The 20,919-nt window shown below is 33.9% G+C and carries 22 protein-coding genes; 15 read left to right on the forward strand and 7 right to left on the reverse strand.

Going from position 1 to position 20,919, the window contains the following annotated elements; translation table 11 throughout:
* Positions 1 to 9 precede the first annotated feature (9 nt).
* Positions 10 to 1,305, forward strand: coding sequence for a gliding motility-associated protein GldE (locus AC1DVP_RS03970; RefSeq protein WP_477182254.1), 1,296 nt, complete (start codon positions 10 to 12; stop codon positions 1,303 to 1,305).
* A 47-nt stretch (positions 1,306 to 1,352) separates the two neighbouring features.
* Positions 1,353 to 1,916: a gliding motility lipoprotein GldD gene (gldD, locus tag AC1DVP_RS03975; protein ID WP_477182255.1), complete on the forward strand. Its 564-nt coding sequence runs from the start codon at positions 1,353 to 1,355 to the stop codon at positions 1,914 to 1,916.
* 144 nt (positions 1,917 to 2,060) lie between these two features.
* Here gldD and AC1DVP_RS03980 read toward each other — a convergent pair whose 3' ends face one another.
* A complete protein-coding gene (locus AC1DVP_RS03980) occupies positions 2,061 to 2,450 on the reverse strand; it encodes a heavy-metal-associated domain-containing protein (protein WP_477182256.1) in 390 nt (129 codons plus the stop codon).
* A 114-nt stretch (positions 2,451 to 2,564) separates the two neighbouring features.
* On the opposite strand from AC1DVP_RS03980, the gene AC1DVP_RS03985 reads away from it, so the two are divergent.
* Entirely contained in the window at positions 2,565 to 3,431 is an 867-nt protein-coding gene (locus tag AC1DVP_RS03985) for a DMT family transporter (RefSeq protein WP_477182514.1), read from the forward strand.
* A gap of 28 nt (positions 3,432 to 3,459) precedes the next feature.
* Here AC1DVP_RS03985 and AC1DVP_RS03990 read toward each other — a convergent pair whose 3' ends face one another.
* Positions 3,460 to 4,830, reverse strand: coding sequence for a M16 family metallopeptidase (locus AC1DVP_RS03990; RefSeq protein ID WP_477182257.1), 1,371 nt, complete (start codon positions 4,828 to 4,830; stop codon positions 3,460 to 3,462).
* A 52-nt stretch (positions 4,831 to 4,882) separates the two neighbouring features.
* Positions 4,883 to 6,184: a M16 family metallopeptidase gene (locus AC1DVP_RS03995; protein WP_477182258.1), complete on the reverse strand. Its 1,302-nt coding sequence runs from the start codon at positions 6,182 to 6,184 to the stop codon at positions 4,883 to 4,885.
* A 274-nt stretch (positions 6,185 to 6,458) separates the two neighbouring features.
* Between AC1DVP_RS03995 and rplU the strand changes: the two genes are divergently transcribed.
* Positions 6,459 to 6,890 (forward strand): 50S ribosomal protein L21, encoded by a 432-nt coding sequence (gene rplU / locus AC1DVP_RS04000; protein WP_477182259.1) that lies wholly within the window; start codon positions 6,459 to 6,461, stop codon positions 6,888 to 6,890.
* 22 nt (positions 6,891 to 6,912) lie between these two features.
* Positions 6,913 to 7,173, forward strand: a complete 261-nt coding sequence (gene rpmA / locus AC1DVP_RS04005) for a 50S ribosomal protein L27 (RefSeq protein WP_348822531.1) — start codon at positions 6,913 to 6,915, stop codon at positions 7,171 to 7,173.
* Between the two features lie 85 nt (positions 7,174 to 7,258).
* Here rpmA and AC1DVP_RS04010 read toward each other — a convergent pair whose 3' ends face one another.
* Positions 7,259 to 7,804 (reverse strand): hypothetical protein, encoded by a 546-nt coding sequence (locus AC1DVP_RS04010; RefSeq protein ID WP_477182260.1) that lies wholly within the window; start codon positions 7,802 to 7,804, stop codon positions 7,259 to 7,261.
* A 2-nt stretch (positions 7,805 to 7,806) separates the two neighbouring features.
* Entirely contained in the window at positions 7,807 to 8,277 is a 471-nt protein-coding gene (locus tag AC1DVP_RS04015) for an RNA polymerase sigma factor (RefSeq protein WP_477182261.1), read from the reverse strand.
* Positions 8,278 to 8,857: 580 nt separating this feature from the next.
* Here AC1DVP_RS04015 and AC1DVP_RS04020 point away from each other — a divergent pair.
* A complete protein-coding gene (locus AC1DVP_RS04020; RefSeq protein WP_477182262.1) occupies positions 8,858 to 9,286 on the forward strand; it encodes a YfiM family lipoprotein in 429 nt (142 codons plus the stop codon).
* An 80-nt stretch (positions 9,287 to 9,366) separates the two neighbouring features.
* Here the strand turns inward: AC1DVP_RS04020 and ahcY are convergent, their stop codons facing one another.
* Complete coding sequence (gene ahcY / locus AC1DVP_RS04025) at positions 9,367 to 10,683, reverse strand: adenosylhomocysteinase (RefSeq protein ID WP_445551360.1); 1,317 nt, start codon at positions 10,681 to 10,683, stop codon at positions 9,367 to 9,369.
* Positions 10,684 to 10,938: 255 nt separating this feature from the next.
* Between ahcY and AC1DVP_RS04030 the strand changes: the two genes are divergently transcribed.
* The 6 genes from AC1DVP_RS04030 to AC1DVP_RS04055 all read left to right on the forward strand — a co-directional run bounded on the left by AC1DVP_RS04030 (position 10,939) and on the right by AC1DVP_RS04055 (position 17,931).
* Positions 10,939 to 11,574 carry a 4'-phosphopantetheinyl transferase family protein gene (locus AC1DVP_RS04030; RefSeq protein ID WP_477182263.1) on the forward strand — a complete coding sequence of 212 codons (636 nt, stop codon included), beginning with the start codon at positions 10,939 to 10,941 and terminating at the stop codon, positions 11,572 to 11,574.
* A gap of 54 nt (positions 11,575 to 11,628) precedes the next feature.
* Positions 11,629 to 12,351, forward strand: coding sequence for a phosphoglycerol geranylgeranyltransferase (locus AC1DVP_RS04035; RefSeq protein WP_477182264.1), 723 nt, complete (start codon positions 11,629 to 11,631; stop codon positions 12,349 to 12,351).
* 6 nt (positions 12,352 to 12,357) lie between these two features.
* Positions 12,358 to 12,993 (forward strand): nicotinamide riboside transporter PnuC, encoded by a 636-nt coding sequence (gene pnuC / locus AC1DVP_RS04040; protein ID WP_477182265.1) that lies wholly within the window; start codon positions 12,358 to 12,360, stop codon positions 12,991 to 12,993.
* Positions 12,942 to 15,068: a DUF4301 family protein gene (locus tag AC1DVP_RS04045; protein ID WP_477182266.1), complete on the forward strand. Its 2,127-nt coding sequence runs from the start codon at positions 12,942 to 12,944 to the stop codon at positions 15,066 to 15,068. The genes pnuC and AC1DVP_RS04045 overlap by 52 nt, the downstream gene beginning before the upstream one ends.
* The gene (gene arfB, locus AC1DVP_RS04050; protein ID WP_477182267.1) at positions 15,069 to 15,473 is read left to right on the forward strand and encodes an alternative ribosome rescue aminoacyl-tRNA hydrolase ArfB; all 405 of its coding nucleotides are present in this window, start codon (positions 15,069 to 15,071) and stop codon (positions 15,471 to 15,473) included. It abuts the gene before it with no gap.
* 340 nt (positions 15,474 to 15,813) lie between these two features.
* Positions 15,814 to 17,931: a TonB-dependent receptor gene (locus AC1DVP_RS04055; RefSeq protein WP_477182268.1), complete on the forward strand. Its 2,118-nt coding sequence runs from the start codon at positions 15,814 to 15,816 to the stop codon at positions 17,929 to 17,931.
* A 183-nt stretch (positions 17,932 to 18,114) separates the two neighbouring features.
* Here the strand turns inward: AC1DVP_RS04055 and AC1DVP_RS04060 are convergent, their stop codons facing one another.
* Positions 18,115 to 18,540, reverse strand: coding sequence for a Rieske (2Fe-2S) protein (locus AC1DVP_RS04060; RefSeq protein WP_477182269.1), 426 nt, complete (start codon positions 18,538 to 18,540; stop codon positions 18,115 to 18,117).
* 167 nt (positions 18,541 to 18,707) lie between these two features.
* Between AC1DVP_RS04060 and greA the strand changes: the two genes are divergently transcribed.
* The 3 genes from greA to AC1DVP_RS04075 all read left to right on the forward strand — a co-directional run bounded on the left by greA (position 18,708) and on the right by AC1DVP_RS04075 (position 20,894).
* Positions 18,708 to 19,184, forward strand: a complete 477-nt coding sequence (gene greA, locus AC1DVP_RS04065) for a transcription elongation factor GreA (RefSeq protein ID WP_477182270.1) — start codon at positions 18,708 to 18,710, stop codon at positions 19,182 to 19,184.
* Between the two features lie 64 nt (positions 19,185 to 19,248).
* Complete coding sequence (locus AC1DVP_RS04070) at positions 19,249 to 19,638, forward strand: HIT family protein (protein WP_477182271.1); 390 nt, start codon at positions 19,249 to 19,251, stop codon at positions 19,636 to 19,638.
* An 89-nt stretch (positions 19,639 to 19,727) separates the two neighbouring features.
* A complete protein-coding gene (locus tag AC1DVP_RS04075) occupies positions 19,728 to 20,894 on the forward strand; it encodes a transglutaminase domain-containing protein (RefSeq protein WP_477182272.1) in 1,167 nt (388 codons plus the stop codon).
* Positions 20,895 to 20,919 lie beyond the last annotated feature (25 nt).

Below are 20,919 nucleotides of genomic sequence, written 5' to 3' on the forward strand. Positions count from 1 at the left end.
TATACAAATTTGGATCCAGAGCCCAGTTTAGAGATTGCTTCTCAAGTTGACCTTACTTTAATATTCGGTTTCATCGGAATTATTATTTTGCTGTTTTGTTCAGCAATAGTTTCAGGTGCCGAAGTAGCTTTATTCTCTTTGTCACAAAAAGATTTAGATGATTCTGTTTTAGAAAATAATTCGAAAGGAAAAATTATTGTCCGTCTTTTAGAAAAACCCAAAAAACTTTTAGCGACACTACTCGTAGCGAATAATTTCATTAATATTGGGGTGGTGATTTTGTTTTCTTTTGTTGGAAAAAATATTTTTGCAACTATAGATTCTCCTGTTTTAAAATTCATAACCGAAGTGATTTTGGTAACTTTCCTGCTGTTGCTTTTTGGTGAAGTTTTGCCAAAAGTATATGCGAGCAGAAATAATGTGAAATTTGCCCAATTAATTGCATATCCCATTTCCGGATTGGATAAATTTTTGTCTCCAGTAAGTATTCCTATGCGTTCAGTTACTTTATTTTTGCAGAATAAATTGGGAAAACAAAAAACAAATTTCTCAGTAGATCAGCTTTCGCAAGCGCTGGAACTGACAGATAGCGGTGAAACTTCAACCGAAGAGCAAAAGTTATTGGAAGGAATTGTATCCTTCGGAAATACGGACACCAGACAAGTAATGAGTCCAAGAATTGATGTTTTTGCTCTGGAAATCACCGAGTCATTCGCATCGATTTATCCAAAAATAATCGAAAAAGGATTCTCCAGAATTCCTGTATATAGAGACAATATTGACCAAATAGAAGGTGTTTTGTTTGTCAAGGATTTGCTTCCGTATATCAATGACATCGAGTTTGATTGGACGACTTTATTAAGAGAGCCTTTTTTTGTCCCCGAAAATAAAAAACTGGACAATCTGCTAAAAGATTTTCAGAGTATGAAAAGCCATCTGGCAATTGTTGTCGACGAATATGGGGGGACTTCAGGATTGGTTTCGTTAGAAGATGTTATAGAAGAGATAGTTGGCGATATCAGTGATGAATTTGATGATGTGCCTGTTAATTTTTCTCAAATTGACGACAAAAATTATATTTTTGAGGGCAAAATAAATCTCAAGGATTTCTATCGAATTATTGATGTTGATGAAGATTTATTTGAAGAACAAAAAGGAGAAGCAGAAACATTGGCAGGATTTATTTTGGAGCTATTGGGTAATTTTCCTAAAAAAGGACAGAAAATAGTTTTTGAAAACTGTACGTTTGTGATTGAATCTGTAGATCAAAAACGTGTCAAACAAATTAAAGTAACGATTGAATAATCTTCCTCTAATCCCTCCGAAGGAGGAGATATTAAAATTAAACTAATATGCTTAAAAAAATTACCGCTACAGTTGTATTTTTTGCATTCCTCTTGTCTATAGTAGGATGCAAAAAGGATGTTTTGCCTAAACCAGCCAGTTATCTTAGGCTGGATTATCCCGAAGCGGAATATGTTTCCCTTAAAGGGAATTGCCCATTTGAATTTGACATGAATTCGAAGGCAATTGTCAAAGAAGACAAGGGGTGTGGTTACTCGATTACGTACCCAAAGATGAAGGCAACTATTTATCTGACTTATAAACCGGTAAATAACAATATAAATAAATTGCTTAGGGATGCGCAGAAATTAACATATGAACACGTTATCAAAGCAGATGATATTTTGGAACAGCCATATATAAATCAAGATAAAAAAGTGTACGGAATGTTTTATCAGGTCGATGGAAATGCGGCTACCAATTCCCAGTTTTATGCAACGGATAGTGTTAAGCATTTTGTTACTGGTTCTGTTTATTTTTATGCAAAACCTAATTTTGATTCTATTATGCCAGCAGTGAGCTATGTTAAAAACGACATGCAGCGCTTGATGGAAACCCTAAAATGGAAGTGAAACCAGTATATTGCTTAGTGGGTTTTTAGTCAAAAAAAGCTGATTGTTTAAAAGGAATTGTGAAAATTGCGGTTTGAAAATCTAAAACATAAAAAAAGCATTCGCCAATAACGAATGCTTTTTTTATATGGAAAATTAGTCTGTTTAAGACTTTATATTAGAAACTTTATATGTTTTTCCGTCACCAGTATCTTGAACCACTTTGGTTAAGCTTTCTGGGGTCTGAACTGTTTTATCGAAGGTTACAGTGGCCAGTTTTTTATCAAAATCAACTTTAGCAGTTTGAACTCCGTCTAATTCAGTTAGTTCTTCCTGTATTGTTTTGGCACAGCCAATAGCACAGGTCATTCCTTCGATAGTGAAGCTTGCTGTTTGCAGATTTTCGGCAGCAATTTCCTTCGGCTGTTCACTGTCGCTCAGGTCTTTTTTAACTTTCGGTGCTGTAGTTTCTGTTGCTTCGGTTTTACTGTCTTTGCAGCTTGCAAAAAGCAATCCTGAAAGCGCTATTACTGCGATTGATTTTGTGAAGTTCATTATAATGAGATTTTAATTGATTTAAATTTTTATGATTTAATGCAAAAATAATTAAAAAAAGAGCTGCAGTTGCTAAAATTATTACAATTTTGCACCAAAATAAAAATAGTGTTTATCATGTTAAAGCAGTTGAAGTGGATTTATTTGTTGGTTCTGTCGCTAATTTGGGGGAGTTCTTTTATATTGATAAAAAAAGGGTTAATTGGACTGACGGCTTTGCAATTAGGATCATTGCGCATTATTTTTGCTGCACTGTTTTTGCTGTTAATTGGATTTAAAAGTTTATTGAAAATTCCAAGCCATCAATGGAAATATATTGCATTAACCTCTTTATTTGGCACATTTATTCCAGCTTATCTTTTTGCGATAGCAGAAACTCAGATTGACAGTTCAATTACGGCGATTCTAAATTCATTGACTCCGCTGAATACATTGATTTTGGGAGCCGCTTTTTTTGGGATTACTTTCAGGAGAAGCCAAATATGGGGAGTAATTATTGGGCTTATTGGCTGTCTTCTTTTAGTTTTTAATGGTGCGGTTAATCATCCGGAGCAGAATTATTATTATGCGATTTTGGTTTTGATTGCCTCTATTTGTTATGCAACAAACGTTAATTTAATAAAACGATATTTATCAGACATGACTTCTTTGAGTATCACCACTGGAAATTTTTTAATTTTGCTTTTTCCTGCTTTGGGGATTTTGTTTTTTACTGATTTTTTTGAAGTTATCCATGTCGAAAAAGTACAGCATTCTCTTTGGTTTATATTTATTTTAGGGGTTATAGGCACAGGAATTGCCAATGTTATTTTCTTTAAGCTAATCCATATTTCATCACCTGTTTTTGCAACATCGGTTACGTATTTGATTCCTATAGTTGCTATTTTTTGGGGACTGCTGGATAATGAAGTGCTGACGTTTGTTCAGTGTATTGGCGCTTTTATTATTCTGATTGGTGTTTATTTATCGGCTAAGAAATAGATGTAAGTGAGGCAGTTCTCTGTCTGATTTAGTTTTTAAAGGCAGGTTTTTCTAAAGGAGTTCCATACTTGTCAAAATAAAACATAGGAATTTTTAGTTTTTCCAATTCTGGTGCAATTTCAGATTCTTTTCCCACAATTACGATCCGGATATTGTCTATCAGAAAATATTTGTTGGCTACACGCAAAACATCATCCGTGGTTACTGCATTAATAGTCTGTATATATTTTTCATAAAAATCAACAGAAAGTCTTTCGGTTTCTGTATTCAATGCGTATCGGGCTACTGCTTGCGGTTTTTCTACCTGCATAACAAAACGGCCTATATAGCCTGCTTTGACGGTTTTTAATACTTCATCGGTTACTTTTTGGGTTCTTATCCTTTTTATTTCTTTGATGAATTCTACAACGGCACTATGGGTAACGGTGTTTCTTACAGCCGATTTAGCGTAGAACTTTGTAGTATGCTTTCCTGCTCCTATACTGGATCGTGCACCATAAGTCCAAGCGTTTTTTTCGCGTAAATTCATGTTTAGATAACTGTTGAAATCACCTCCTAGGATTTGATTTGCAATTACTGCTGGAAAAAAATCTGGGTTGTTCATTTTTAGATTCACAGTGTTTACCAAAGTTATTTCAGATTGAACTGCATTTGGGACATCTACTAAATTGATTTGCAGATTCGAAACATTTTCAGGTGTATTGTATGATGTTTTCGGAACGCTTCTTTTTTCCCAAGTGCCAAATAATTTTTCAACAGCAGCTTTAACATTGGTATGTTTTACATCGCCTACGACTACCAAATAAGCATTTTCAGGAACAAAATAATTGTGATAATTGGTTTCGATATCAGCCAGAGTAATGTTGTTTAATGTAGTCTCTGTCATGAATTCGCCAGAAGGATGGTTTTTACCAAAAGCCAATGCATCAACCACACGATTTGCAATTGCAGGAACACTTTTTTCCTCTGCTTTCATTCCTTCAATTAATTTGGCTTTTTCTTTGTCAAATTCTTCTTGAGTGAAGTTAGGATGCAATGCTCCTTCGGCTAATAATTCTAAAATTCGGCCACTGTATTTTGAAAGAGAATTTGCGGTTGCGCCATGTGAACTAAAATTGATGTCGGCTCCCAAAAAATCTATTTCTTCATGGAAGACTGTTTTTGATGTTTTTTTGCTTCCGTTTCCAATTAAATTGCTGGTTAATTCATCTACGCCTTTTTTGTTTCCTTCGGTAAACAGGGGATTGTCTAGAGTTAGATTAAAAGTAACTCGAGGCAATTTATGATCTTCGACCACCAATACTTTCATTCTGTTTGCCAGGATAAAGGTTTGTGGTTTTTTGATGTTTATAATTGGTGATTTTCCGGATTTGGGCTGTATGCGGTTTTGTGCTGGCATAATTCCTGTTTATAACAAATGATGAATACTGTTGCTTGCTTTCTTTAAGTTTTTAATTAGGTGCTTTTGCAGGGATGTAATCCAAAAGTAAACGCTGATTTGGATTTAGGTGTTTTTTTGCAACGGTTCTTATTTCTTCACGAGTAATAGAATGATATAGTTCGATTTCGGTATTAATTAGGTTTACATCTTTATATAGTAAATAATAGGTAGCAAGATTATTGGCAATCCCTTCTATGGTGGAATTGGAATTTACAAAGGTGTTGTCAAATTTGTTTTGCAGTTTTTGATAATCATTTTCAGAAATTAACTCTGTTTGAATTTTTACAATCTCTTCGTCAATTTCTTTCAATAGGTCGGCGGTGGTGAAATTACCCATTGGTAAACCATATAAGATGTACATTCCGTAATCTTCTTGATTAAAGCCGACTGCTCCAATCTGTAATGCCATTTTTTTATCATCTACTGCTTTTTTGTATAGTTTAGAACTTTTGCCGTCACTAAGGTAAGACGAAATTAAATCCAGTACTCTTGCATCTCTGCTTTTCATTGAAGGTGTGCGATAACTGGCAACCAGCATTGGAATTTGAATGTTTGGGTCTTCATACACTGCTTCGATGGTTTGCGTAATAGGTTCTTCGGGATATGTTTTTTTTGGACTTATTTCACCTTTGGCTATTGGTCCAAAATATTTTTGAATCCATTCTTTCGCCTGTCTTTTTTCAAAATCGCCTGCAACGACTAAAACGGCATTGTTAGGCAAGTAAAATTTTTTGTTGAATGCTTGAAATTCTTCGAGTGTTGCTGCATCTATGTGTTCCATGGAACCTATGGTTGTCCATCGGTAAGGATGATTTTTGAACATATGCTGTTTTACCGCTGCCAGAATGTTGCCGTATGGCCTGTTGTCGTAACTGGTTCGCTTTTCTTCTTTTACAACCTCATTTTGAGTATCGACCCCAATTTGGTTTATTATAGGATGCATTAATCTTTCAGATTCCATCCAAAGTCCCAATTCTAAATTGTTTGATGGGAATATTTCGTAATAATAGGTTCTGTCATCTGTAGTGTTGGCATTATTTGTTCCTCCGTTGGAAGTAACAATCTTGAACCATTCACCTCTTTTGATGTTTTGCGTGCCTTCAAATAATAAATGCTCAAAAAAATGAGCAAAACCAGTGCGGTCCGGATTTTCATCCTTGGCGCCTACATGATACATAACCGATGTGATTACAACCGGAGCCGATGCGTCATGATGTAAAATGACATGCAGCCCATTGTCTAAATCATATTCTTCGAAAGCTACTTTTTGTGCCGAAGCAACTCCTCCTAACGTTATTGCGTTACTTAACATTGTCGCGGTTTTTTTTGCAAAGATTGATAAACTTATTTTCTATTGCTAATAGTTTTGGTTTTATTAGATCAAAAGTAGTTTTTTTATTTTGCGGGACATTAGTAAATTTGGTATTAACAATATATTAACCCTGATTTTGCCTCATCTGTTAACTGTTTCAAATACAGTGCGAAATGATAAAAAGTAAGACTGTAAATATTTTTTTTGCAAAGAATTGCAGGGTAAATATTTAATTGTATATTTGCATCCTTAAAAATTATTAAAACAATTCAGTATGTATGCAATCGTAGAGATAGCAGGGCAACAGTTTAAAGTTAGCAAAGACCTAAAGGTTTACGTTCACCGTTTAGCAAATGAAGAAGGATCAAAAGTTTCTTTTGATAAAGTTTATTTGGTAGATGATAACGGTTCAATCACAATAGGCGCCCCAGCTATAGAAGGTGCTTCAGTAGAAGCTAAAGTGTTACAACACTTAAAAGGTGATAAAGTTATCGTTTTCAAAAAGAAAAGAAGAAAAGGATACAAAAAAAGAAACGGTCACAGACAATATCTTACTCAAATTGTAATTGAAGGTATTACTGCAGGTGGGACAGCTAAAAAAGCAGCAGCGCCAAAAAAAGCAGCAGTTGAAGCAACTACAGAAGAAGCTCCGGCTCCTAAAGTAAAAAAAGCTCCAAAAGCTAAAAAAGAAGATACACAAGAATAATAACAAAATAAACTAATACGTCATGGCTCACAAGAAAGGTGTCGGTAGTTCTAAGAATGGTAGAGAATCAGAATCAAAACGTTTAGGCGTTAAGATTTTTGGCGGTCAAGCTGCTATTGCTGGGAACATCATCGTAAGACAAAGAGGTTCAAAGCATAATCCAGGTGAAAACGTTTACATTAGTAAAGATCATACTTTACATGCAAAAGTTGATGGAGTTGTTTTATTCCAAAAGAAAAGAGATAACAAATCTTATGTTTCTATACTTCCATTTGAAGCGTAATCATAAAGATTATCAAAAAAAACCGTTTCGAAAGAAACGGTTTTTTTTTTTTTTTTTTTTGATATTAGTGCGAAAATTAATTTGTTTATTCTTTCAGCTTCTGAAGTATGTTGTTTATTCTGCTTTTTCTTTTTGCCCAAACCCGATGCAATAAGTAAATTTGAACAGGAATAATAAGAGAAATAAATCCTAAGGAGAACAGTTTTTCTTTCGTAAATGCTATGGTTGAGATGAAGTAGCCCAAGAGTATAGCAATGGCAGCTACTCGCGTAGCTATAGAAATAACAGCATAGTTTTTGATTTTGATCTGGTAATTTTTTAGTGATTCAAGAATGGTCTCTCCATTTATCGGATTGCTTATGATTTGGAATCCCAATACATTATGTACCAGTATAAAAATAACCGATACGACAAGCAGGACGTTCCAAAGAGGAGATTTTAAGTGTCCATCAAAAATATTATAATATACCGCTAGGAAAATAGCCCAAAAAACGGTTTCTGTAAGCAGCTGTATTCTGATGTCTTTTAATACAGGATGGTTGTTTTCAAGAATCTTTTTTTGAATATTTTCTTTGCTCAATAGCGCTTTCCCTGCATTTTGATACTCTGATTTTAAGTTTTCTAGTTCCATAATTATCTATTTAAAATTGCTTTAAGTTTTTTCTTAATTCTGCTCAAACGAACTCCTATGTTGCTTTCTGAAATTCCAACGATTTCTGCAATTTCGACATAGCTTAAATCGTCTAGGTAAAGAGCAATAAGTGCTCTTTCATCTTCACTTAGTTGGCGAATGGCCGAAAATAGAAGTTCCTCTCGCCAAGGTTCTGCGATTTCCGGGAGGATATTTTTCTCGGGAAGAGCATCAGAATACAGTAGTTTGACTTTGGGTTTTCTGAATGATGCCATGGCTGTGTTTAATCCTATACGATACATCCAGGTCGATACTTTAGACTTGCCTTGAAATTTAGGATAGGATTTCCAAAGTTGATAAATTATCTCTTGAAAAAGATCTTCCTGGTCTTCAGGAGTATCTCTATACATTCGACAAATCTTATGAATCAATGCCTGATGGGGGAATATTTCGTCTGTAAATTGATCTTTCATGATTGATTGTTAATTTTCTTCATCATTTCTATTTTACCCATTGGTTGATAAAAAGATGAAAAACTTACAGTAATAGCTTTTTTGTTTTAAAATTAATATTTTAAACAAACAATGGCGCAGCTCTTTATTCGGGCTAATTTACAGAAATAAAAACCCTCGCATCATTTCAAGGGTTTTCAGTTTAAAATCATAAATTGTCAATCAACAATTTAAAGTCCTCTAGTGTCTGTAATATTCTGGTTCGAATGAATCTTGAGCTTTTATTCTAGTGAAATATGTCAGGGTGTCAATTGAGTTTTTTGATTTGATATTTGTTTTCTTTTGTTAAATTTAATAGTTATCCTTTTTTTGTCAGAATGTTATATTTATTTATGATTTTTTAACAAATAAATATTTTTTTAACATTAGTTAGGTAGTTTTTTCTTTTCAATTAAAGAAATTTTTAAAAAAACTTACATTTTTTTTATTATTATTAAATTAATCTATTTTACTTGCTTTTAATCCGATATGTGTAAAATATTGGTAATTTTTATGATCATATTTAAATTATTTTTATAATTTTAAGTAAAATAATAAGAATATGAAAATAAGTGCGTTAATTTTTTTGTGGTCTGTTTCTTTGGTTTCTCAAACTGATATTAAACAAGACAAACTTGCACATTTTGGTGCGGGAGCTTTGGTATCTTCATTGTCTTATGCAGTGATTTATAAGCATACTAAAAACGCTCCAAAATCACTCCTTTATTCGACTGCTTGTGCTTTTTTAGTTGGTACGGCAAAAGAGATTTATGATATTAATCATGGTAAGGAAGGTTTTGGTACTGAAGATCTACTTGTTACTACATTTGGAGGATTTATGACAAGTTCAGTTATTACGATAACTATCAAAGATAAAGGGAAGAGGAAGCAGCTGGAAAAAATTGAGCAATTAAAAAAAGAAGAGCAGCCACCTGTGGAAATTCCACTGGTAGTCAAGACGATAACTCAAGATGCTATTGTTGGCAAATAGTTGTCTAAAATTCAATTCAACAAAAAAAAACCTCACAGTGATGTGAGGTTTTTGTATTAATACTTAGTACTAAAAAAATACTAATATCTGTAATATTCTGGTTTGAATGGACCTTGAACTTCAACACCTATGTAAGCTGCCTGATCGTCACGTAAAACTTCCAGTTCAACTCCTAATTTAGCCAAGTGCAAAGCCGCTACTTTTTCATCTAAATGTTTTGGTAACATATAAACGTCATTGTTGTAAGCCGCGCTGTTTTTCCACAATTCGATTTGAGCTAGAGTTTGGTTAGTAAATGAGTTACTCATCACAAAACTTGGGTGGCCGGTAGCGCATCCAAGGTTTACCAAACGGCCTTCAGCAAGAATAATAATGTCTTTTCCAGCGATAGTATATTTATCAACTTGTGGTTTGATTTCGATTTTTGAAGCACCATGGTTTTTGTTTAACCAAGCCATATCAATTTCGTTATCAAAGTGACCAATGTTACAAACAACAGTTTTGTCTTTCATTTGCTCGAAATGACTTCCAAGAACGATATCTTTATTTCCAGTAGTTGTAATGATGATATCAGCATTAGCAATTACAGTGTTTAATTTTTTAACTTCATAACCGTCCATTGCAGCTTGTAACGCACAAATTGGGTCAATTTCAGTTACTGTTACAATAGAACCAGCGCCTCTAAAAGAAGCAGCAGTTCCTTTTCCAACATCACCGTATCCACAAACGATAACTCTTTTCCCAGCTAACATTAAGTCAGTTGCACGGCGAACCGCATCTACAGCAGATTCTTTACAGCCGTATTTATTATCGAATTTCGATTTAGTAACAGAGTCATTAATGTTGATTGCAGGCATTGGTAAAGTTCCGGCTTTTACTCTTTCGTACAATCTGTGAACACCAGTTGTTGTTTCTTCAGACAATCCTTTAATTCCAGGAACCAATTCCGGGAAACGGTCAATAACCATGTTTGTCAAATCTCCACCATCATCAAGAATCATGTTTAATGGTTTTCTGTCTTCGCCAAAAAATAAAGTTTGCTCAATACACCAGTCAAAAGATTCTTCGTCAAGACCTTTCCAAGCATAAACTGAAATTCCAGCAGCAGCGATAGCAGCAGCAGCCTGATCCTGAGTAGAGAAAATGTTACAAGAAGACCAGGTAACCTCTGCACCAAGAGCGATTAAAGTTTCGATCAAAACGGCAGTTTGAATCGTCATGTGCAGACATCCAGCAATACGAGCGCCAGCAAGTGGCTGTTCGTCTTTGTATTCAGCACGAAGTGCCATCAAACCTGGCATTTCAGCTTCAGCTAGTTCAATTTCTTTTCTTCCCCAAGCTGCTAGAGAAATGTCTTTTACTTTGAAAGCCACATAAGGCGTAGTCGTTGTACTCATTTATAGTATATTTGTAATTGTAAAATTTTTTGCAAATTTACATAATAACTTATTATTTAAAAAGGATTCAGGAATATTTTATGAATCGTTTAATGTTCTAATCTTTTGAATTTTAATGAAATAATTTTTTATTTGAAGCTAATCCTGCTGTCCACTATATCTTTTATGGCGAACTCCGCCACAAAAGGATGCCGTTTCCATCAGGGCTACAAAGAAACTTCGTAATTCAAAATTCCTAATTCGTAATTTAAGTAAATGCCTTTATTCAAAACTATAAACGTCAGTGCAACAACACAAATTCTGGTTTGGAAAGTAACCGAATCTTTGGATGAGTTATTAAAAAAAGTACTTTTAAAAGAAAAAACTCAGCTCAGATTAAACGGAATGAAATCCGAATTGCATCGGCGTGCCTTTTTGAGTGTGCGTATGCTCATTCAGGAATTGGGAATTAATGACTTTGATTTGCATTATGACGAATTCGGAAAACCGTATTTAAGTGATCATCGTTATATTTCGATTACTCATTCTCATAATTTTGCTGCAATTATTGTTAGTGAAGAAACCGTGGGAATTGACATGGAATTACAGCGTGAGAAAATAATCCGTATCGCAGATAAATTTGTAAACGAAAAAGAATTGAAGCGTTTACAAAGTTTTGATACGCTAGATTACATTAAAAAACTCACGGTTAAATGGGGAGCCAAAGAAGCAATTTTTAAAATTAGAAACGAAAAAGGAATCAGTTTTAAAGACCACATTCAGGTAGCGCCTTTTTCTTTAACTGAAAACCAAACTCATGCTTGTCTTCTATTTGATAATTTGGAAAAAAAGTTCGAAGTAAATTATCTGGAAATAGAAAACTTTACTTTGGTTTATGCTTTCGAAAAATAGTTTTTAATCTTTGTACATCTTTGCGCTAACTTTGCGTCTCTCTGTGAAATTTCTATGACAATATATAAACAAATTCTTCAATCTAAAGAAGTAAATCAAAAGTTACTCGCTATTCTTCTGGATCCCGATAAAATTATTTGGGACAATGTGGAATATTTAATCAAAAAGATCAAACAGTCACCCGCAACTCATATTTTTATTGGCGGAAGCCATGTTCAAAATAATATTCTGGACGAATTGATTATTGCTTTAAAACAAAAAATGAGTTTGCCTATAGTTCTTTTTCCGGGAAATCCATCCCAGATTTCAGATCAGGCCGATGCTATTTTGTTTCTGTCTTTAATTTCTGGCCGTAATCCTGATTATTTGATAGAACATCAAGTAAGCGCTGCTCCAATTTTAAAGAAAACACAGCTCGAAATTATCTCAACAGGCTATATGCTCATAGAAAGCGGGGGCAAAACTGCCGTAGAGCGCATCAGTAAAACCAAACCTTTGGACAGGAATAACCCCGACTTAGCACTTGCAACTGCGCAGGCGGGCGAAATGATGGGGAATAAATTACTATATCTTGAAGCGGGTAGCGGTGCAAAAAATGCAGTTCCGCTAGAAATGATTCAGTTAATTGCAAAGAATATCGAAATTCCGCTGATAGTTGGTGGCGGAATCATAGATTTACAGGGTATTCAGAACGCTTATAAAGCAGGAGCTGATTTGGTTGTTATAGGAACAGCATTTGAAAATGATGCCGATTTTTTTAATACGGATAAAAAGTAAACTATTATGTTTGATTACTTATTTGCTCAATATGAAGGCTATCCTATTCATGAAGTGTATTTGGAACTTATAGCTGTCTTTTTTGGGCTATGCAGTGTTTGGTATGCCAAGAAGGATAATATTTTAGTTTTTCCGACAGGATTAATCAGTACTTCAATATATGCATATCTGCTTTGGCAATGGAGCTTGTTAGGTGACTCTATGATTAATGTATATTATTTTATAATGAGTATTTATGGATGGTATCATTGGACACGAAAAAAGGATAATATCGATGAATTTCCAATTTCTACGATGAATGGTAAAGAGAGTGTAATAGCTGTTATTATTTTTACACTAACTATTGTCTTTGTGGTTGTTATTTATCTTTATTTTAATAAATTTACGAATTGGTACTCTTATTTAGACACCTTATTGACCGCGATATTTTTCGTTGGAATGTGGTTAATGGCCAAAAGAAAAATTGAAAACTGGATTTTTTGGATTGCAGGAGATTTGCTTTCTATTCCGCTTTATTTTGCAAAAGGTTATACCTTTACCAGTTTTCAATATATAATATTCACAATTATTGCCGTTTACGGTTTTTTAGAATGGAAGAAAATCTTGAACAGCTCGCAAAATCTGGAGCAGCACCAATTATAAAAATTGCCATTTTTGGTCCAGAGTCTACAGGAAAAACTACTTTGGCAACACAACTCGCCGAATATTATAAAACGGTTTGGGTTCCCGAATTCGCACGCGATTATCTGCAGGAAAAATTAGACAGTGGCCGTGGCATCTGCGATATTGACGATATGTTACCTATTGCTTATGGGCAGACAAAACTGGAAAATGAAAGTGCATTAATTGCTAACAGATATCTTTTTTGTGATACTAATTTATTAGTAACAAAGGTGTTTTCCGAGTTGTATTATAATTTTTGCGATTCATTACTGGATAAGGCTGCACGTACTCATCAATACGATTTGTTTTTTTTGACAGATATTGATGTGCCATGGGAAGATGATGGTTTGCGGGATAGTCCAGAGGGAAGAGAAAGTGTTTTTGAAGTTTTTAAGCAATCGCTGATTGATAACAGAAAACCTTTTATTACTATTTCTGGCGACAAAGAGACTCGTTTAAAAAAAGCTGTTGCCATTGTAGAGGATTTGACTTTGGCTTTACAGTTGGGATTTTCTTCTGTCGATTTTTTACAGATCTACCAGCACGGTATTCCAGCAGAAAATATAAAAAGACAGCTTAGTATTTTCAGGGAAGGAGTACACAAAATAGTATTGGTTAACCCAGCAACTATAAATCATGGAATCTTGAAATTATCTGATGCTGATTTTGAGCAAAAAGCGGATTTTTTTGAGGCTAATAAATCAAGTCTGAAACTGCAAAAATTTGTCCCTGCTTCTGGAGCGGCCACAAGAATGTTTAAGTTTTTAAGTGCTTTTTTGAATGATTTTGATTTTGGGCATGAAACTATTAATGCTTACATCAACAGAAAAAAAGATGCTGAATTATCCTTGTTTATTGTAGGGATGGATAAGTTTCCTTTTTTTAAAGAAGTCGACGAAAAACTGCATGAAATATATCCTGATTTTAATAAACTGAAGAGCGATTATAAAAACTATTATTTTATAAAGACACTCTTGTCACCTGAATATTTTAACTTTGCTAATAAGCCCAAAGGAATTCTTCCGTTTCATAGATACCCTGCAAATATAGTTACACCTATTGAAGAACATTTGCATGAGTGTGCTTTTTATGCAACTTCGAATAATCACTCCAGTTTGCATTTGACGGTTTCTGAGAGTCATCAAGAGCAATTTGAAGCAATTATCGAAAAAATAAAAAGCAAAATTGAAATAAAATCAAATTCAAAAATAGAAGTTAGCTTTTCTTTTCAAAAAAAAGAAAGCGATACTATTGCAGTAGATCTGGAAAATAAGCCTTTTCGAGACGAAAAAGGAATGTTGGTTTTTAGACCTGGGGGACATGGTGCTTTGATAGAGAATTTAAATGCAATTGATGCAGATGTCGTTTTTGTTAAAAATATAGACAATGTGATTCAAAACGATATTCATCAGATTTCTTTTTATAAAAAAGGCTTAGCCGGAATTTTATTGGAGCTGCAATATCAAATTTTTGAATATTTGAAAGCATTAGACAATGGTGATACTAATGAAAGAACAATAAATGAGATTTTGATTTTTATCAAAGAAAAATTGAATATTGAATTGGATAACGATTTTTATAAATTCAAGCTTAAAAATCAAATTGGGAAATTAAAGGATTTGCTCAATAAGCCCATTCGAGTTTGCGGAATGGTAAAAAATGAGGGAGAACCCGGCGGAGGGCCGTTTTGGGTCAGAGGTATTGACGGTAAACAAACGCTGCAGATTGTTGAGACTTCGCAGATTGATTTGAAAAACAGTAAACAATTGAAGTTATTTGGGGAAGCAACACATTTTAATCCCGTAGATTTGGTTTGCGGGTTAAAAAATTATCAAAACCAAAAGTTCGATTTAAAGCAGTTTATAGATCCGGAAAGCGGTTTTATTGTATATAAAAATCATGCTGGGGTTGATATTAAGTCTTATGAGCTTCCAGGTTTATGGAATGGTGCTATGGCTAATTGGTTAACCGTTTTTGTTGAAGTGCCTCTGTTTACTTTTAATCCTGTAAAAACAGTAAATGATTTGTTAAAAAAGGCTCATCAGCCATTATAAATGGAAATTCAAATTATCCTTTCGGAGGTAAAATACAAAGCAGTAAGAAGCAGTGGTGCTGGAGGACAAAATGTTAATAAGGTTTCGTCTAAGGTCGTGCTTACTTTTGATCTGCGAAATTCCCAAGCATTGTCAGATGAAGAAAAAATGCTTTTAGAAGCCAATTTACAAAATAGATTAACCGCAGATTTAATTTTGATTTTGAATTGTGATGAAGATCGAAGCCAGCTAAAAAACAAAGAAATTGTTACCAAACGTTTTTTGAATATTATAAAAAAAGGATTGTATGTCCCAAAAGTACGCAAGCCAACCAAAATACCCAAAGCAGTCATTCGAAAACGCATTAAAGACAAAAAAAATATTTCTGAAATTAAACAATCACGCAGAAAACCTGATTTAGACTAGTTGCCTTAATTTAAATTTTCCTTTTTAAATTTGTAATTGAATTTTCCATTGCCATTGATTTTTGAAATTGTTATTGATTTTTGAAATTTTTAATGCTATTTTTGCATTGTCTCAAAGGGGTGCTCCAAATAACGAGCTGAGATCATACCCAAAGAACCTGGGCGGGTAATGCTGCCAAGGGAAAAAACGACAAAAAAGTAGCGTTTACACTATCTATTTGCCGTAGAACAATTATTTATTAATTTAAACAAAAGAATAATTCCCCCTTTTATTCGTAATCTTTTTACGGATGAAAAATCTATTTAATTTAAAAAGTACAAAGTGCAAGGTGCAAAGTGTAATGAACAAAACTTCATTATTGTTTTCTGTTTTCTTTGCTCTAACTTCTTTATTCTCTTTCTCACAAGTAAAAGATACTACAAAAGTTAATCAGCTTGATGAGGTTTTGGTTTCGGCGGTAAGAGTTACTGCAAAAACACCTGTAACCTTTTCTAACATGAGTAAGGAAGAATTAGCCGTTCGAAATCTAGGTCAAGACATTCCTGTGCTAATGAATTATTTACCTTCTGTAGTCACAACTTCCGATGCTGGTAATGGCTTAGGTTACACTGGGATTCGTGTTCGTGGAAGTGATGCTACTCGTGTTAATGTAACAATTAACGGGATTCCTTATAATGATTCGGAAAGCCATGGAACTTATTGGGTAAACATGCCTGATTTTGCTTCTTCGGTTGAGAGTTTGCAATTGCAGCGTGGCGTAGGAACTTCTACAAATGGAGCTGGTGCTTTTGGAGCGAGTTTGAATATGCTGACAGACAATTATACCAAGAAAAGCACAGGAGAAATTTCGAATTCTTTTGGAAGCTTCAATACTCAAAAACATACAGTAAAATTCAGCACTGGTTTGATGAATGATCATTTTGAGATTGCTGGGCGTTTATCGACTTTAAAATCTGATGGCTATATAGATAGAGCAAGCAGCAATTTGAAATCGTATTTCCTGCAGGGAACTTATGTAGGGAAAACTACTTTAATTAAAGCCTTAACCTTTGGTGGTACCGAAAAAACCTATCAGGCTTGGAACGGAATTGATGCCGTTAAATTGGCGAATGAGAGAACCTACAACTCCGCTGGGGAATTTACTGATGAGTTTGGAAATACTCGTTACTATAATAACGAAACTGACAATTACCAGCAAGATCACTATCAATTGCATTGGAACGAAAAAGTATCTGAAAAGTGGAATACTAATTTGGCTTTTCATTATACGAAAGGAAAGGGGTATTATGAAAATTATAAAGAAAATGCCGATATGTCTGATTATGGTTTACAGCCAGTTGGTGCAGTTAATACAACTGATTTGATTCGTCAAAAATGGTTGGATAATGATTTTTATGGAACTACATTTTCAGCTAATTATAAAGCTGAAAAATTAAATGTGATTTTAGGAGGTGGATGGAATAAATACGAGGGAGCACATTTTGGAAAAGTAATTTGGGCTCGATATGCTTCACAAAGTGAGTTGGGTGATCATTATTATGACGATTTTTCTACAAAAACTGATGGGAATGTTTTTGCAAAAGCCAATTATCGATTGTTAGAAAAATTAAGTGTTTACGGAGATCTGCAATATAGAAATGTGACTTATAAAGCCAATAGCTGGGAAACAGGTTTGATAGATGATAATTTTAATTTCTTTAATCCAAAGGCTGGGTTTACGTTTGATGTTAACGAAAAAAACGCCTTATATTTTTCATATGCTAGAGCGAATCGAGAGCCTAATAGAACAGATTATGAGGGAGGAAGTAATGTAAAACCTGAAAAACTAAATGATTATGAATTGGGATGGAGACTGAAATCAAAAGCGATTCAAATCAATTCTAATGTGTACTATATGAAATACAAAGATCAGTTGGTTTTGACAGGAGAGCTGGATGATGTGGGTTCTCCTATCCGTAAGAATAGCGGGGATAGTTATAGATTAGGATTGGAAGTTGATGCGATTATTAAATTTGCAGAAAAGTGGTCTATATCGCCAAACTTTACGCTGAGCAGTAATAAAAATGTTGATTTTGTTTCTGATGCCAGTGGTAGTTTAGTTAATCTGGGAAATACTAATATTGCCTATTCTCCTGATTTTATTGCAGGAAATATTTTGACATTTGCACCAATAACGGCATTAAGAATAAGCTGGCTGTCTAAATTTGTTAGCGAGCAGTATTTGAACAACATTGATGATACAAGCGGTAAACTGAAGGATTATTTTGTAAATGACTTAAATGCTGCTTATGAAATTAAAACCGCTTCAGTTTTTAAATCGATAGGAATCAATGTTTTGGTAAACAATATATTTAATGTTGATTATGTTTCGAATGGAGCTGATTATGGAGGAGGTTATGTTTATTATTTTCCTCAGGCTGGAGTTAATTTTTTGGCAGGATTAACATTGAAGTTTTAAATGTGAAAGTTTAATGGTTTCAGAATTTCTCTGAGTTTAAAATAATGTTCAGGGTCATGCGTGAATGATATTGAGATAGAAGCCGGCTACCGAAGTAGCGCAGATAGGACAGTATAAAAGAAAGGGGGGAATCACCAATGTGCGGTGATTGCCCCCTTTTTTTATAGTGACATGCCCAAAAATTTAGTTGTAAATGCGTATTTGGGTTTCACTTATTACTTGTACGCGGTATTGTTTCATAGGGTAAGTTGCGGTGGCATCTCCCTGACCAGTAAACAGGTTGTATTCTTTGCTGTCGCAGGAACAAAGTGCATTGATTCCTTTGAGGGTCATAGCGGTACAGCTACTGATTTCCTGATTAGGACATGCGGCATCAAAAGCGTTGTAGTTACCATTCCCAATATTGAAAACGAATATGCCTTTGGCTCCCGCATTCGAATAATAAATGCCGTTGCCGGGGCTTTTAAGATTTGAATAGAGCGGTAAATTCAGGTTGAGGTCTACAGAGAAGCTGTAATTAGGGATATAAGGATTTTTATTGGAGTTTTCATTGTCGCTGCATCCCAAAAAAAATAGCGATATCATAAGTAATAGAATAGCTTTTTTCATTATTTAAAATTAAGTCTAAAGAATTAGTGAAACAAATTTAATTTATTTAACTTTGGAATTATTATGATTAACATATTATTGTAAACTAAAAATAAAAATACACTATCTTTGTGGAAAGAAATCCCGTCCTGATGGGATTTTTTCTATTTTATATAAATGACGAAATTATGAGCGCAATATCGTATTACACAGCGGAAGGATTAAAAAAATTAAGAGAAGAATTAGATTATTTAAAAAGCGTGATGCGTCCAAAAGCATCTCAAGATATAGCAGATGCAAGAGATAAAGGGGATTTGTCTGAAAATGCGGAATATGATGCGGCCAAAGAAGCCCAAGGAATGCTGGAAATGAGAATCGCAAAACTGGAAGAAATTCACTCTAATGCAAGATTAATAGATGAGTCTAATTTAGACCTTTCTAAAGTGTTGGTTTTGTCTCAAGTTAAGATTAAAAACCAAACGAATGGAATGGAGATGAAATATACATTGGTTGCCGAAAGTGAAGCTGATTTGAAAACAGGTAAAATATCGGTTACTTCTCCAATTGGAAAAGGACTGTTAGGTAAAAAAGTAGGTGAAGTTGCCGAAATTACTGTGCCTAACGGTGTTTTGAAATTTGAAATTCTTGAAATTTCAAGAGAGTAATTTTTACTGTTTAACCGTTTTTTGGTTAACTGATTAACCGATTCAATAAATTAACCAGACGATTATGAGTACTATTTTCAAAAAAATAATTAACGGAGATATTCCTTGTTACAAAGTAGCGGAGGATGAAAATTTCTTGGCCTTTTTGGATGTAAATCCGAATGCAAAAGGGCATACGCTTTGTATTCCAAAGAAAGAAATTGATAAGTTTTTTGATATTGAAGATGATTTGTATCTTGGTTTGATGGCATTTTCAAAAAAAGTTGCCATTGCACTTGAGAAAACGGTTCCCTGTTTACGGGTAGGAATGGCTGTAGTAGGTCTTGAAGTGCCGCATGCACACGTTCACCTGATTCCCTTAAATGAAATGGGCGAAATGACTTTCAGACACAAAGTAAGTTTTACAAATGAAGAGTTTGAATCATTGGCAAAAAGTATTCGGGCTAATTTGTAAAAAAACATAACATAAAGGTTAAAAACACAAATTTTTTTAAGATGTATTCTAAAGGTTTGTGTTTTTTTATGCCTAAAAATGAAATTATTATGAAGATATTTTTTTTGCTTTTAATGTTTACAGGGATCAGTTTTGGTCAAGCCAAGAATCCTTATGCTGTGACAGATGCTAAAATGGACAAAATTCCTGGCGATTTAAGTGCTTCAACAGATGGAATTGCTAAATATGTCAATGAAAATTTTAAATCAGAAAAAGATAAAATCAGAGCTGTGTTTTATTGGACAGCATCCAATATCAGCTATGATATTGAGAATATTACGTCTATTGATTTTAAAGAAGTTTCCCCAGATAAAATAAAAAATACGGTATTAACCAAGAAAGGGGTTTGTATTCATTATGCTGAAGTTTTTAATGATATTGCCAAAAAAGTGGGCATTAAATCCTATATTGTTTATGGATATACCAAGCAAAATGGTAAAGTAGACATACTGTCACATGCTTGGTGTGCCGCAAAAATTGATAATACTTGGTGGCTTTTTGATCCGACTTGGGGAGCTGGATATGTTAATAAAAATAAGTTTTTTAAAAAATTAAACAACCTCAATTATAAAGTTTCACCAAATCAATTTGTTGCTACACACATGCCTTTTGATTATTTATGGCAGTTTTTGAATTATACGGTTACCAATCAGGAATTTATAGATGGAAAAACCCAGATTAATACAGCCAAACCCAAATTTGATTTTGTAAATCAAATAGAAGAATATGACCGGATGTCAGATCTGGATAAGGCAAGAACTGCTTTGATTCGAATTCAGAATAATGGTGTCAAAAACAGTTTGATTCAGGAAATGGTTCAATTCAAAAGGAGCGAAGCAGATGGTTTGCAAAATAATGAGGCAATGGCAAAAATGCAGAGTATTAGTGATGATTATAATCAGGCTATAGCACAGTTTAATGATTATATAATGTATAGAAATAATAAATTCAAACCGCTTTTGCCAGATGAAGCGATAAAGGAAATGATTGTAACCCCAAAACAAAAAATACTGGATTGTCAAAATCGGATTTATAAGATTGGGAAGTACAATGATAACAATTTTGAAAATGTAAAATCGTTGAAAAAATCTATAATCGATGTTTTGAAACAAATAGAAGAGCAGGAAAAATTTGTAAATGAGTATTTGAGCAAAAGTAAATCAGCCCGAAAAGGGATGTTTACTAAAGTGACATGGTTCGGGGTTCCCTTAAATTAAATACAGGAAAAAAAGATTTTGCACT

Source organism: Flavobacterium sp. P3_A6, assembly GCF_056403035.1.